The following is a 14,613-nucleotide window of genomic DNA, read 5'->3' as shown; positions in this document are numbered from 1 at the left end:
TATTTTCTAATAAAAGGGAGCGCCGATAACTATGGAAAAGAGAAGAAAATATGACGTGATCGTTGTGGGAGCAGGACCAGTTGGTCTTGTTGCAGGTCTTGCATTAAAACAAAAAGGGATTTCTTCCGTTGTGATGGAAGCCGATCCATTCGGACGGCCGCGCCCGGGAAGCAGAGCCATTTACTTACACAATGCCACCTTGAAGCATTTAGAGGAGACTTCAAAGGGTCTTGGCTTCACACTTGCCCGGGACGGAATTATCTGGCCAGTCGTTCGGACTTTATATAAAGGAAAAGAAGTATATGTACGTAATTATGGAATCACCAATAATACTGATTCAACTGAATTGCCGCATTTCACATCACTTCATCAGGATGAAATTGAGAAACACATCTATAATGCCTGTATGGATGCTGGTGTAGAAATAATTTGGGATTCTCCGGTTAAGGAATTAGAAATCAACGATAACGGTACCATTTTAGAAACAGCCTCAGGTGAAACATTTGAAGCTCAATACATTATTGGATGTGATGGTGCCCGTTCGGTTGTTAGAGAACAGGCAGGTCTTGTATTTGAAGGACCACGTACGGCAGACACATTCCTTGTTTTAGACGTAAAAGAAGATGAGGAGAATCCACTGCCGCTTGAACGTACTTTTCATTATCAACATCCCGCAACCGGTGGTAGAAATGTCATGTTTGTTCCGTTCAAGGGAGGCTGGCGTGTTGACCTTCAGTTATTAGAGGGAGATAATCCAGACGATTTTACAAGTATGGAAGGTGTGAAACAATGGCTGCCAAAAGTGATGGATCCTAAATATGCCGAACGCGTTACATGGGTCTCTACCTATCGTTTCCATCAGGTAGTGGCAAGTTCATTGACAGATCCTAAGCGAAGAGTCCTTCTTGCTGGGGAAGCGGCACATTTATTTGCTCCATTTGGTGCCCGCGGACTAAACTCCGGGGTTCCAGATGCACTTAAGGCAGTATCGGGGATTGAGAGCGCAATTCAAGCCAATACGGAAGAAGAACGAAGAGACGCCATTCATTTAGCAGCAAGGGAACGACGTATTGCTGCTAATTGGAATCGTGATTGTTCAACAACCGCATTACACCATCTTCAAGGGAATTCTTCGGAAATGAATCTAAAGCGGGAGCTTGCTGCTTCACTTGTATCAGTTGTGCCGAGGCTGGGTCGTTGGTTAGAGGAAGGCCCGTATGGACCAAAATTTGGTCCGCCGGAATTAACTACGAAATACTAAGCTAATATACAATGAAACCGCCCGAAAGGAGCAACAAAATATGGCTTTGGCCCAATTATTTAATGAAGGTAAATATGGCCTAACGGTCCGTTCAGTCAATGAATTAATAGAAAATTTGACATCAATTAACTGGTATTCAAAAGCTGGTGAATTTTCCGTTGATGTTGAAGGCAAATTAGCACAGTTTATGAGTTCACTTGGGGTACATGACTATGAAATCAAATGGATTTCTATAGAGCAGGTATCTGAAACAATCAAAACACTTTCATTTGAAGGCAGTGCCCTTTGGGAGGTACTGAAGGAATTGCCGGGACTATGGAAAAAGAAAATTGACAGTCTTGAAAATCAAAGACTTCTAAATGAGATTGTTGATAGAGTGCCTGAAGCCGTTTTTCATAGTGCCTACAAACAAGCTTTTATGACTTTCAAGGATGAGAATACGGTTAAATTCTTAGTTGGTCATGCCATGTATATAAGTATTTTAGCCTGTACTGCTGAATTAGCTGGTGATCATCAATCTTTATCATATCTAATCGAACTTTTAGAAGAAGGGCATCTGCCACTAGGTCCTAATGGGAACACAATCTATCTATTATAAAAATAGAAAGCTGTCGTCTAATAACTAGATTGACAGCTTTATTTCTTATAAGCAAACCCCGCAAAATGTAGGAAGCAAGGTACCCTTTTTCGTATGAACTGAGGATAACAATATGAAAGGCATGTATTTACAATAAAGATAGAATCATTAATAAAGTGAGTAGTACTTAATAAAAAAATGAAAGCGCTTTGGAGGAGGAGTTGAATCACATGAATAATATTGTTTTAGTTGACGGGGCTCGGACAGCATTTACAGAAATTTCTGGTACATTTAGAGGAATCTCGGCGACCGATTTAGGGGCAGAGGCAGCACGTGGTGCGATCCAGAAAGCAATGATTAATCCGGAAGAAATCGATCAAGTTGTGTTTGCAAATGTTCAGCAATCAAGTAAGGATGCTCATCTTCTGGCTCGTCATGTTGGTTTAAAGGCTGGAGTGCCTATTCACGTTCCAGCTTTAACGATAAATCGTTTATGCGGCAGTGGAGTAGAAGCCATTTTAACTGCAGCTCGTTATATCCTAACAGGTGAAGCAAAAGCTGTTCTTGCCGGAGGGACAGAAAGCATGAGTAATGTTCCCCACGTAATCCCAGGGATGAGATGGGGAAGTGGACTTGGCGGTCCTGTTATTGAGGACTGGGTCTGGGATGGTTTATACGATACGGTTGGTGAGGTAACCATGTCTGACACGGCAGAAAATCTAGCAAAAAAATATGATATTTCCCGTGAAGAAGTTGATCGTCATGCCCTATCGAGTCATGAACGGGCACTCTCAGCGATTGAAAAAGGATATCTTAAAGAAGAAATAGTTCCCGTTACTGTAAAAGAAAGAAAAGGAAGTAGAGTCGTTGACCAAGATGAACATGTGCGCAAAACAAGTATGGAGAAGCTGGCAAAACTAAATCCTCGTTTTATCGAGAATGGAGTTGTAACACCTGGAAACGCAAGCGGGATGGTGGATGGTGCAGCAGCTGTTATTGTAACTTCCAGTGACTTTGCCGCTGAAAAAGGGTTGAAACCTATTGCAAGACTCGTATCGTGGGGCGTAGTAGGGGTAGATCCAAAATATATGGGGATTGGACCGGTTCCGGCCATTCAAACGGCTTTACAAAAAGGTGGATTAAAACTAGAGGATTTGGACTTAATTGAAATCAATGAAGCCTTTTCCGCTCAGTATCTAGCCTGTCAGAAAGAGCTAGGCTTTGATCCAGAGATTGGCAATGTGAATGGCGGCGCCATTGCGCTCGGGCATCCACTTGCAGCGAGTGGTACAAGGATTACCCTCTCACTTGTCTATGAATTACAAAGACGTGGTGGAAAATACGGGGCCTCTGCTGTTTGTATTGGTGGAGGACAAGGAATCGCTTCTATTTGGGAGAGATTATAAGAAGGTATATGGGGCATGCAGATTGGATTGGTCTTGAGATTGGAAGTTTTATCTGCATGAAAGCTCCATGAGGACTGGAAAAGCTATATGACAGAAGACTTTGTCCGCATGGACACCTTATGAGGGCAGTTCCAGCTATATTGCTCAAGATATTTGTCCACATGAGTAAAACATGTGGACAAAATTCGATTAGGTCACTGACAAATGGGAAGATTAAATTAGGTGTTTTTGAAAATATGTTGGTCCCATCTATAATAAAATGCTCAGCCTATTTAAAAAAATGGAAGTTCATTCTGATAACGGAATGAACTTTTTTGTTGGCCCGAGAAGTATAGAGTTAATATTTGTGGCTAACTTTTTACAGGTTTAGAAACGTCCAGCTCCAGCACCTAGCCCCTCGATGGTCTACAGCCAATTCGACCAAAAGGTTAATAAGCAACCTTTTGGCCGGCCCTTCTTATGCTTGTCAGGGCTGACCAAGGTGATTGCACTTTTGATCTTTTACATTAATTCTAGATTGAAAAACGGTGGTATTATTTTGAAAATAAAGGTCATGTTAGTAAATATCAAAACTTGAACCTTTGAGTAAAATGGAGGAAGATATGAAAAAAAAGGTGACTATTATCGGCGGATCAGGAACAATTGGAACCATATTAAGAAAAGGGCTTGGGGGAAAATATGATGTCTTTATCCTTGATAAAAATGTCCCAGAGGAGTCAGACCATTTTCTACAGGTGGATGCGACAGACTATCAGATGTTACTAAAGAGTATTCCAAAAGACTCAACTTCTATCATTAATTTACTTACAATCAAAACTGAAAAAGATTTAGAGGATATAGATCAATTTCATAAAATGATAAACATTCATTTTATTTCTTCATTTTATATATTACATGCTGCCAAAACGTTAGGGATTCCAAAAGTAGTATTTGCCAGCAGTAACCATACGACCGATTATTATGAACGTAACGGGATTTCAGCATTAGGGAGAGAGATTACCATAGATGATTATCCGTTTTCTCGAGGATTATATGGAGTTCTAAAACTTGCTTCTGAGAATATTGGTCATATCATAGCACGTGAACCTGATTGCCCAAACTCTGTCATAAACTTACGGATTGGAAGTGTTCATAACAGAGAGCACATTAATGTGAAAAAGGACCCTCGACTGCATCGTACGTTATTATCACATGAGGATACTGTCCAATTGTTTGATTTGGCTCTTCAATCTACAGTAAAGTTTGGTACTTATTACGGTGTCTCAGACAATCCCGGAAAACCATGGTCAACTGAAAACGCCTGGAAAGAATTAGGTTTTGTTTCTGAGGTAAATGCAATGGATGTAATAAATAATAATATAGATGAGTAATTAAGAAGAATAGTGTGTGTTCCCGCTAAATAGCGGGAACACACACTATTTCTAGTTTAATGCACACGTGAAAAAGAAGGGTTCCAAAACTCAAGTAAAATATGGTAATATTTAATTATTACTATTTTTAAGGTAGAAAACAATCATTTTTTTACATCAATAATATTATGATAAAGAAATACTTAGAGTGAGAAATTAATTATCTCCTATTTCAAACAGAATTAATTTTTAATGTTTTTTGATAGCGCTTACGATTTTGATATTGTGAAAAACAAGTCAACTAAGGAGTGAACCTTTTGAGAAAAACCAGAGTGTTTTACAAGTTATTTATCCCGTTTTTCTTATTAGGGATAGGCCTTGTTACAGGATTTAGCATATTTATCTATAACTCTACTTATGATTCAGTAGAGAAAAGCTTCCTAAAGGATAAGAAAAATTATACAAAACAAATCCAACAAAACGTTGAACAGAAGGTAAGAACAATAGAGTATGGATATACTGCCTACAGTTCTACTGCCAATTTTGAAGCTGTCTTTAAAAAACCTTTGTCAGAAAAAGATTTTGATATATATCGAGATATCAAAAAAGAATTAAGTTACATAGAAATGATGGGGATAGAAGGAAGTCACTATAGTCTAATTAGCTTGGCACAGAAATGGGGAATTGTTCATGATTCTTTGAAAGTGTTAACCTCGAAAGAAGTTACGGATTACGAAAATACCTATATTACAGACAATAGAAGAAGCCTTTTTTGGAAACCTGATGAAAATGGAATACAAATGGTAATGACGTTACCTATTTATCAAAGAGAAAAATTTGCTTTGGGAATATCCACTATTCCTAGGAGAAGTATTGATCAGATTGTTAGTGATAATAATCATTTAGTCCAAATTTATAACAGACAAGATAAATTGCTTTATTCTAGCAAGATAACAGATAATGAAATTACTAATCATAGTTATCAGGAATTAAGAACGGCCGCTAAGGAAAGCGGGCAAAATGCTACTGTTTATAAAACGAGAGATGGTAAAAAATATGTGATTTTGCAGTCCGAATATAACCATTGGCTTTATTTAGTAGAAATAAATGAAAGTGAGATTGGCAGTATTATTTATAATACAAGAGTAGGTCTCTTAATAACATCAGCCCTGTTAATTTTATTGGTTGGGATTATTTCATATTTGTTGGCCGAATCATTCTCACGTCCGATAAAGAAAATTCAAGAAAAACTGGCTATGCCAGAAGTTAATAATAAACAAAATGAACTTTCCCTTTTGGCTGACTCTGTCGATAAAATAGTTGGGCAAAATGAGATTTTGACAGCTAGTCTATCCATACAGAAACCTCAGCTAGAGACCTTATTTGTCTTAAGTATCTTTAGGAAACGAATAAGCGAAAATGATGTCATTCATCGTTTAGAGCAATTTGGTTATGATTTTGCAGAGGATAAGGTATTTTATACTGGTTTGATCCAAATTGATAGTATTGATGATCAACAAGTTGTTGATAAAGATCTTTTTTTATTGGCTATTAATAATATAGTGGAAGAAATAGTTCCTCAAGATGAACGCTTAATTCCGATTGTATTAAATGATGAAATGCAAGCAACAATTTTTATCTTAGAAAATAATAATCAAGAAGCAGAGCGTCGCATTATGAAATATTATGAAGAAATCCAAATAGAGGTGAAGAAATCTCTTAATATTATCATTAGCGTGGGAATTAGCCCTGTCTATCAATCTTTAATAGATAGTAAAAAGGCAGTAGATTTAGCAAAAGAGTCACTTCATTATCGAGTAAATGTAGGCTCAGCATCGATTATTTTCTATAAAGATATCGCATCCATGTTAAATGATGCTACTATTTCGAAATTTCCTGTTGAATTACAAAACGAGCTAATGAATGCCATTCGTTCTGGTGAAAAGGAAAATGTTTTCCGCTTGGTTGATCATCTAGTCGAAGAAATCTTTCGCTTGAATAAAAATCCTATTAGCTTAGGTGTTACCTTAATACGTGTGATAAATGAGCTTGTCCAATTAGGTCAACTATTAGGCGCTGAATCAAGAATATTTGAAAACATAAAGAAATTATATCAAACTGCCATGAATGCCTATTATCCAGAGAAGATTAAAGAAATGTTAATTGATGATTTAATTAAACCAGTAATTATTAGTACTCATGACAAAACAGAACGAGGATTTAAATCCTTATCAGATAAGATATTATATATTGTCCAAACTGAATTTGATCAGGAGATTTCCCTTGATATTATTGCGGATCGTCTGCATTACAACCCTAATTATTTAAGTAATGTATTTAAAAAAGAATATGGTGAAAATTTTGTGGATTATTTAATGAATTATCGCCTACACATGGCACAGACGTGGTTGAAAGAAACCAATATGGCTATAAAAGAGATTGCTGAACGATTGCAATATCGGAATCCTCAAAATTTTATTCGCTTCTTTAAAAAGAAATTAGGAAAGACCCCAGGAGATTATAGGAAAGAACTAATTCCCAAATAAGAAGGCTTCTGCTGCAGCAGAAGCCTTCTTATTTGGGATTTTTATCCTTTTACTGATCCAACCAGTGCACCCTTGACAAAGTATTTTTGAACAAATGGATAAGCGATTAGCATTGGAACGGTAGCTATTACAATCACAGCCATTTTTATTGTTTGGGCAGGTGGTACTACATCCACTGAGGATCCCTCAGCTTGCATGCCGCTCGATACGATGACAATTTGACGTAATAAAACCTGGATAGGCCATTTAGTGGAATCATTAATGTATAGGATAGCTGTCATATACGTATTCCAGTATGTTACGGCATAGAACAATGCAATAGTCGCTATAGATGGCAATGCTAGCGGCAGCATGATCTTAAAGAAGACACCAAAATCTGAGCATCCATCCATTTTTGCAGATTCTTCTAAACTATCAGGTAAGGCTTGGAAGAAGTTTCTCATAATAATTAAGTTAAAAGCGTTGATAGCCACAGGCAAGATTAATGACCAATAAGAATCAATTAATCCAACAGTTTTAACAACTAAAAATGTAGGAATCATTCCACCACTGAATAGCATTGAGAAAACAACAATAAAATTAAAGAAGTTTCTACCAAATAGATATTTTCGTGATAATCCGTATGCCATTAAAGAAGTAAGAATCATACTAACCAATGTTCCTATACCGGTTACCCCTACAGAAACTGCTAAGGATTTAAAGAGCGTCGGTGTTGATAATATATACCGATAAGCATCCAGAGAAAATGTACGTGGAAATAATATAAACCTTCTTGCAACAACCTCTTGTGTGGATGCAAAAGAACTGGAGATTACGTTGACAAATGGTAAAAAACAAATAAGGGCAACCAGGATTAAAATGGTAGCATTAACTATGGGAAAGACCCGTCCTCCTTTTTTTAATTTATTCGCATTCTTGTTCATCATTTAGATCCCCCTCGAAAAAAGAATATGAAACTATTTATCTTTATGAAGATACACATACCTTATCATTCGATAGAAATTACGTATATAATCAGTATCCCATCATTAAAAAAATAGCTTAGAAAACGCTTACTATCATGTTGTTAAAAGAAAAAATACTAATAATCAACATAGCAAAAAAATAATCATTATGGTGGATTCTATCTAAAAAACCCTGATGACAAGCCATTTTGAAAACGTAATCATAAAATGATTATGTACGTAATTTTCCATTATGAGTATGCTTAGAGCAAGAAAGGAAATCAATTTATATTGAAGGAGGAGAAAAATGGAAGGTGCTGTGAAGCAGACTGATCATACATTGCCAATATTGACCACAAAGCAGCAAAGAATCAAAAAGAGACAAAAAATCTTGGCAGGTATAAAAAAGAATAAACTCTTATACCTTATGATTTTTCCTGGAGTACTTTATTTTGTTATCTTTAAGTACTTACCGATGGCAGGCCTCGTTATTGCCTTTCAAGATTATCAGCCTTACTTGGGAATCTTAGGCAGTCCGTGGGTGGGGCTAAAACATTTTGTTCGATTGTTTACTGAACCAACTTTCTTTATGTTATTAAACAATACGTTAATTTTATTTGCTTTGAATATTGTTATCTTCTTCCCATTACCGATTATATTGTCACTAATGCTTAATGAGGTGAAGAATAAATATTTTAAATCTGGAATTCAAACCCTCATTTATATTCCTCACTTTATGTCATGGGTGATCATTGTATCTATCACTTATATCTTTATGAATATGGATGGAGGTATTATCAATGAGTTTTTAGCCTCGATTGGTTTTCAGAAAATCAGCTTCTTAACTTCACCTGATTGGACAAGAACGGTTTACATCAGTCAAGTAATATGGAAGGAATTAGGATGGTCAACCATCATTTATTTAGCTGCTATTACAGCGGTGGATACACAATTATATGAGGCAGCGGAAATGGACGGTGCAGGCCGTCTTCGAAAAACTTGGCATGTTACATTACCAGCCATTCGTCCGGTAATTATAACACTATTAATCTTGAAAATTGGAAGCACCTTGGATTTAGGTTTCGAGCATATGTATCTTTTACTCAATTCGCTTAATCGTAGTGTGGCAGAAATATTTGATACCTATATTTATACGGCAGGACTAAAGAATGGTCAGTTAAGTTTCAGTACTGCAGTGGGATTGTTTAAAGGAATCGTTGGATTGGTATTGGTGATCCTCTCCAATAAATTAGCGAAAAAATTTGGTGAAGATGGCGTGTATTAGAATGACCAGAAAGAGGGGACGACGATGCTGAAATCAGTGGAAAAGGTCAATCACATTTTTATTAGTATCCTAAACTTGGTATATGTAAACCTTTTGTGGGTTCTCTTTACCTTATTAGGATTAGTCATATTTGGTATCGGCCCCTCTACATACGCCTTAGTAAGTATTTGCAGGCAATGGATTCGAGGCAATACCGTGCCTGTATTTTATACTTACTGGAAGTATTACAAGGAGTGTTTTAGAGAATCTGTCATGATCAGTTGGATCTATTTGTTTTCGGGCGTTGTTTTACTCGTTGATTTATTACATGTAACCAATTGGTACGTGAGAGTCGCTTTGTTTATGATTAGCTTCATTTATTTGTTATCACTAATCTTTATCTTTCCGATTATGGCTCATTATAATTGGAAAGGAATCTTCTTTAAATTCAAGATGTCTTTCTTATTCGGTTTTTCCTGTTTACAATATTCACTCGTCCTTATTTTAGTTTCAAGTTTAATTTATTGGTCTGTGGCAAAATTTTTTCCAGGGATTCTAACCTTTCTTGGTATTAGTTTCCTATTCTACTTGATTACTTGGACAGCTAATCAAGTCTTTACAAGAATGGAAATGGACAATGCTAAGGTAATAGAAGATAAAAATATTTACCTAATAGTAAAGGAGAATAGGGATGAAAAAACAAATGGTATCAAAGTTAGCCAGTGTTAGTATGGCAAGCATACTTTTATTGGCCGGATGCAGTGGTGCAACATCTAGCAAAGGAACTTCTTCTGGAAAAAAGGATAATAATAGTAAAGCAAAGATTTCTTGGTTAAACATTTTGCATACAGCTTCCCCGCCAACAGATACTGTATTAGATCAAATCGAGAAAAAAACCAATACAGAAATTAAGTTCTCTTGGATTCCAGATGCTTCAAAAGAGGAACGTATTAATACTGCGTTAGCTTCTGATTCATTAGCAGATATTGTTACTTTAACAATCTTAGATAATTCTTCTGTCCGTAATGCATTGAAATCAGGAATGTTCTGGAATGTGGAAGATTATCTAGATGAGTTTCCTAACTTAAAAGTTATTCCAAAAGACATACGTACTTCAGCATCAATCGAAGGTAAACTTTATGGCGTCCCATTTCAAAAGGATTTAGCTCGAAATGGTGTCGTTATTCGTAAAGATTGGTTAGATAAATTAGGATTGGCTCTTCCTAAAACGACAGATGAATTAATGGAAGTGGCAAAGGCATTTACGGAAAAGGATCCAGATGGTAATGGGAAAAATGATACAACAGGGTTTATGGATCGGAGTGATTTAAAATATGGTGCGTTCAAAACTTTAAGTTCTTACTTCGGTACACCGAATGTATGGAAAGTGGATAGCAAGGGGAATTTCGTAGCCGAGTTTGAAACGGATGGGTATATTGAGACAATGGATTACATGAAAGAGTTATATAATAAAGGGTTCATTAACAAAGACTTTGCTGTAACAGCCAAAACTGATCAACAGCAAAACTTTGCACAAGGTAAAGCAGGTATTTATGTTGGAGCATTATTTGACGGTAAAAATCTAAAATCAATGGCTAATGGTATCCAAGATAATATGGAATTAGCATTAGTAAATAATGTTACGTCTGCTTCTAATTCTGAGCAATCGATTTGGTCTGATGGAAATGGTGTTGGCGGTTTATTAGCATTTCCTCGTTCAGAGGTAAAAGATGAAAAAGAATTAAAACGAATTCTGAAATTTGTAAATGATTTATTAGATCCCGAAGTATATAAATTAATGACATATGGTATGGAAGGTACACACTATAAAATTACTGGAGATGGTGCCTATGAAATTATTAACCAAGATTTATGGCAGCAAGAAGTCCAGCCTTTTGCCGCTTCACGTCCGAAGGAATCTGGGTTTCATTTAAAAGACCCGGATCCACTTAAGGCAAAAGGAGATGAGTTGATTGCTGAAAACGCCAAGCATGCGGTATTTAACCCAGCTGTTCCATTAGAATCCACAACCAATACGACACAGGGTTCCGAATTACAAAAGATTATTACCGATGCTACTTATCAATATATATTAGGTGAAATCAAACTTGAGGACTTTAAGAAAGCGGTTAAAAATTGGAATGAGCAAGGTGGAAAAACTATAAAAGACGAATATAAAGCCGCTTACAAAGCAGCAAAATAAAAAACATGGAGGTTTTTCTATTGAATATTAGTTCAATGGTAAGACCTCCATTCTATATCATTGCTTAGAAACTGGTAGATAAGGTGTAAAGGAAATAAATAAGAATAGGAGAATAAAAGAATGAATTGGTCAGTTAAAACAGCAAACTCGATTATGGAAAGGCTTCCTCAAATTTATGAAGACAAAGGCTACAATGGAAAATGGTCTTATGATTATGGAGTAGTACTAAAAGGATTTGAAAGAGTATGGAAGCAAACGGGAGAACAGAAGTATTTTGAGTATATAAAGAAAAATATGGATTATTTTATCAATGAAGATGGAGCGATAAAGGGGTATCGAATAGAAGAATTTAATATTGATCATATCAATAATGGAAAATTGTTATTTGTCCTCTACAAAGAAACCGGTGAGGAAAAGTATAAAAAAGCTGCTGATTTATTATTTACACAGTTAGAGAAACATCCCAGAACTTCTGAAGGTGCATTTTGGCATAAGCAAATTTACCCTTTTCAAGTTTGGTTAGATGGGTTGTATATGGGTACTCCTTTTTATGCCGAGTATCAATTAACATTTGCAAATGGTGAAGAATTGGAGGATATTATCCGTCAGTTTAAAGTCAGTTATCAGCATTTACTAGATGAAAAGACTGGTCTATTATATCACGCTTGGGATGAGAAAAAAGTACAGCCATGGGCAAATAAAGAAACAGGGTTGTCTGCAAATTTCTGGGGACGTTCTATTGGATGGTATCTATTAGCATTAGTAGATACATTAGAAATTCTTCCTACCGATACACCAGACCGTAACTTCCTTGTAGAAATACTAGAGAAAACATTAAAGGCGATAGTAAGCTATCAAGATGAAGCAAGTGGTGTATGGTACCAAGTAACAGATAAGATACATGAAAAAGGAAATTACTTAGAAGCTTCGTGCAGCAGCATGTATGTATGCGCTATAGCGAAAGGGATTCGTCTGGAGGTTCTTGATCGACAGGAATGGGAAGCACAATTAAAGAAATCTCATCAAGGACTGTTGGATGAATTTGTCTTGCTAACGAAGGAAGGCTGGGTGAATTTAAATAAGAGTTGTCAAGTAGCCGGATTAGGAGGAGCTGACCGACGTGATGGTACCTATACATATTACATCAGTGAACCGGTTATTTGTAATGATCAAAAAGGGTTAGGTGCATTTTTACAAGCTTTAGCAGAATTTGAAGAAGTCATGAACGAGGAGTAGGAAAATGACAACCTATTATATTACTGATTTTGGTGCAACTGACGATGGTAGTTTGTGCACCAACTTTATACAAAAGGCCATTGATGAAGCATATAAGAATGGTGGCGGCCAAATCGTTATTCCAACGGGAGAATTTTTAACAGGAGCGATATTTTTAAAAGATAATATTAACTTGCATTTGTCCGCTGGGGCAACTCTGAAATTTTCAGATCAACAAGACGACTACCCAGTTGTTACTTCTCGTTGGGAAGGCGTTTTACGAGAAGTATATGCTTCTTGTATTTATGCAGAAGATGCAAAATATATTTCGATAACAGGTTTTGGAAAGATAGATGGGAATGGGTTGAATTGGTGGCAAATTTTTCGAGATCAACGTGAGAAGCTGGTGTACCCACGGCCCAAATTGATTAGTTTTGACGGCTGTGAGCACATCACGATAAGAGACGTGACATTAGTCAACTCACCAAGCTGGACCGTAAATCCAATTCGTTGTCACAATGTTACAGTGGATAATATTTCTATTATCAATCCATTAGATTCACCGAATACGGATGGAATTGATCCAGAATCGTGTACAAATATAAGAATCAGCAATTGTCACATTGATGTAGGAGATGACTGTATCGCCATTAAATCAGGAACGGAAGATACCGCTGAAAGAGTAGCCTGTGAAAACATTACTATTACAAACTGTACAATGATTCATGGTCATGGAGCAGTGGTATTTGGCAGTGAAATGAGTGGCGATATCCGCAATGTAACCATTAGTAATTGTATTTTTCAAGATACAGATAGGGGAATTCGGTTTAAGTCGCGACGTGGACGCGGTGGTGTTGTAGAGGATATCCGTATCGACAATATTGTCATGGACCAGGTGATTTGTCCATTTATTTTAAACTTGTATTACTTTTGTGGGCCTCGAGGTAAGGATAAATATGTTTGGGAGAAAAATCCCTATCCAATAACAGGAGAAACTCCAATGTTTAGACGAATTCATTTTGCTAATATTACAGCCCGGAATGTCCATGCATCCGCAGGGTTCATCTATGGATTAGCTGAACAATATGTATCGGAGATTACGTTTAATCAAATTGATATCACTATGGCAGAAAACGCCATTCCGGGGAAACCTGCGATGATGGCAGGGATTGAAGATATGAATAATCGAGGCTTTTATGTTGGCTTTGCAAAAGAGATCCTATTTAATCGAGTATGTATCGAAAATCATGAAGGTCCTGCTTTCCACATTGAATTTAGTGAAGATGTAGAGGTTACCGATTGCAAGTCCAAGAATACAAAAGCAAAGGAAGTACTTCTAAAGGAAGTCGAGGTTAAGTAATAGAGCTTAGTAATCTGTGATTAAATCAAAAGTGTTAACGGTCACATAAAAGCCCCCATATGGTCAGGAGGAGAAGTTTAGATATGAATTAGCATCCCGTTATGAACAAGGTGGAACCATCGACTCGATAGATGAAACCCTAGATTCACCTAGTAGTGCGACGGAATTAGGAGTTGCTTTAATTAACGATATTCCATTTAAAGATAATGAAAAACTGTTGGGTTACTAGCTTAAATTAAAACGTACAGGCGATATTTTTAGGGCTGAAGGTTCAACTGATGGAATCAACTGGACCCTAATAGGAGAACGTGAAATAAAAATGAATAAGAAGGTTTACATTGGAATGGCTGTGGATGGAAACAAAGTAAATAATCATTTAGATAATCTAAATACGGCTACTTTTTCTCATATCCAATTAAACTTTGCAAAAAAACAATTTCATGTACCATCAGAAACAAATTAAGACACGAGATTCGTAGGAAGGGAAC

12 protein-coding genes are annotated in these 14,613 nt (G+C 36.6%); 11 read left to right on the top strand and 1 reads right to left on the bottom strand.

Annotated features, from left to right (window positions below; translation table 11 throughout):
• Positions 1-31: 31 nt before the first annotated feature.
• The 5 genes from V7266_RS08680 to V7266_RS08660 all read left to right on the top strand — a co-directional run bounded on the left by V7266_RS08680 (position 32) and on the right by V7266_RS08660 (position 7,139).
• Positions 32-1,261, top strand: a complete 1,230-nt coding sequence (locus V7266_RS08680) for an NAD(P)/FAD-dependent oxidoreductase (RefSeq protein WP_335467490.1) — start codon at positions 32-34, stop codon at positions 1,259-1,261.
• A gap of 40 nt (positions 1,262-1,301) precedes the next feature.
• A complete protein-coding gene (locus tag V7266_RS08675; RefSeq protein ID WP_335467489.1) occupies positions 1,302-1,859 on the top strand; it encodes a hypothetical protein in 558 nt (185 codons plus the stop codon).
• 209 nt (positions 1,860-2,068) lie between these two features.
• A complete protein-coding gene (locus V7266_RS08670; protein ID WP_335467488.1) occupies positions 2,069-3,244 on the top strand; it encodes an acetyl-CoA C-acetyltransferase in 1,176 nt (391 codons plus the stop codon).
• 602 nt (positions 3,245-3,846) lie between these two features.
• Entirely contained in the window at positions 3,847-4,614 is a 768-nt protein-coding gene (locus V7266_RS08665; RefSeq protein WP_335467487.1) for an NAD-dependent epimerase/dehydratase family protein, read from the top strand.
• 287 nt (positions 4,615-4,901) lie between these two features.
• Positions 4,902-7,139, top strand: coding sequence for a helix-turn-helix transcriptional regulator (locus V7266_RS08660; protein WP_335467486.1), 2,238 nt, complete (start codon positions 4,902-4,904; stop codon positions 7,137-7,139).
• Positions 7,140-7,180: 41 nt separating this feature from the next.
• Here V7266_RS08660 and V7266_RS08655 read toward each other — a convergent pair whose 3' ends face one another.
• A complete protein-coding gene (locus V7266_RS08655) occupies positions 7,181-8,065 on the bottom strand; it encodes a carbohydrate ABC transporter permease (protein ID WP_335467485.1) in 885 nt (294 codons plus the stop codon).
• Between the two features lie 445 nt (positions 8,066-8,510).
• Between V7266_RS08655 and V7266_RS08650 the strand changes: the two genes are divergently transcribed.
• The 6 genes from V7266_RS08650 to V7266_RS08625 all read left to right on the top strand — a co-directional run bounded on the left by V7266_RS08650 (position 8,511) and on the right by V7266_RS08625 (position 14,588).
• On the top strand, positions 8,511-9,368 hold the full coding sequence (locus tag V7266_RS08650; RefSeq protein ID WP_420491357.1) for an ABC transporter permease: 858 nt from the start codon (positions 8,511-8,513) through the stop codon (positions 9,366-9,368).
• Positions 9,369-9,392: 24 nt separating this feature from the next.
• Complete coding sequence (locus V7266_RS08645; protein WP_335467483.1) at positions 9,393-10,076, top strand: YesL family protein; 684 nt, start codon at positions 9,393-9,395, stop codon at positions 10,074-10,076.
• On the top strand, positions 10,039-11,550 hold the full coding sequence (locus tag V7266_RS08640) for an extracellular solute-binding protein (protein ID WP_335467482.1): 1,512 nt from the start codon (positions 10,039-10,041) through the stop codon (positions 11,548-11,550). The genes V7266_RS08645 and V7266_RS08640 overlap by 38 nt, the downstream gene beginning before the upstream one ends.
• A 120-nt stretch (positions 11,551-11,670) precedes the next feature.
• Positions 11,671-12,786 (top strand): glycoside hydrolase family 88/105 protein, encoded by a 1,116-nt coding sequence (locus tag V7266_RS08635; protein ID WP_335467481.1) that lies wholly within the window; start codon positions 11,671-11,673, stop codon positions 12,784-12,786.
• A gap of 4 nt (positions 12,787-12,790) precedes the next feature.
• Positions 12,791-14,125, top strand: a complete 1,335-nt coding sequence (locus tag V7266_RS08630; RefSeq protein WP_335467480.1) for a glycoside hydrolase family 28 protein — start codon at positions 12,791-12,793, stop codon at positions 14,123-14,125.
• A gap of 319 nt (positions 14,126-14,444) precedes the next feature.
• Positions 14,445-14,588 carry a hypothetical protein gene (locus tag V7266_RS08625; protein ID WP_335467479.1) on the top strand — a complete coding sequence of 48 codons (144 nt, stop codon included), beginning with the start codon at positions 14,445-14,447 and terminating at the stop codon, positions 14,586-14,588.
• Positions 14,589-14,613 lie beyond the last annotated feature (25 nt).

Source organism: Neobacillus drentensis, assembly GCF_036965645.1.
GTDB classification, from domain to species: domain Bacteria; phylum Bacillota; class Bacilli; order Bacillales; family Cytobacillaceae; genus Neobacillus; species Neobacillus drentensis_D.
The sequence above is the reverse complement of the archived record's forward strand: the minus strand, read 5'-3'. Positions and strand labels throughout refer to the sequence as shown.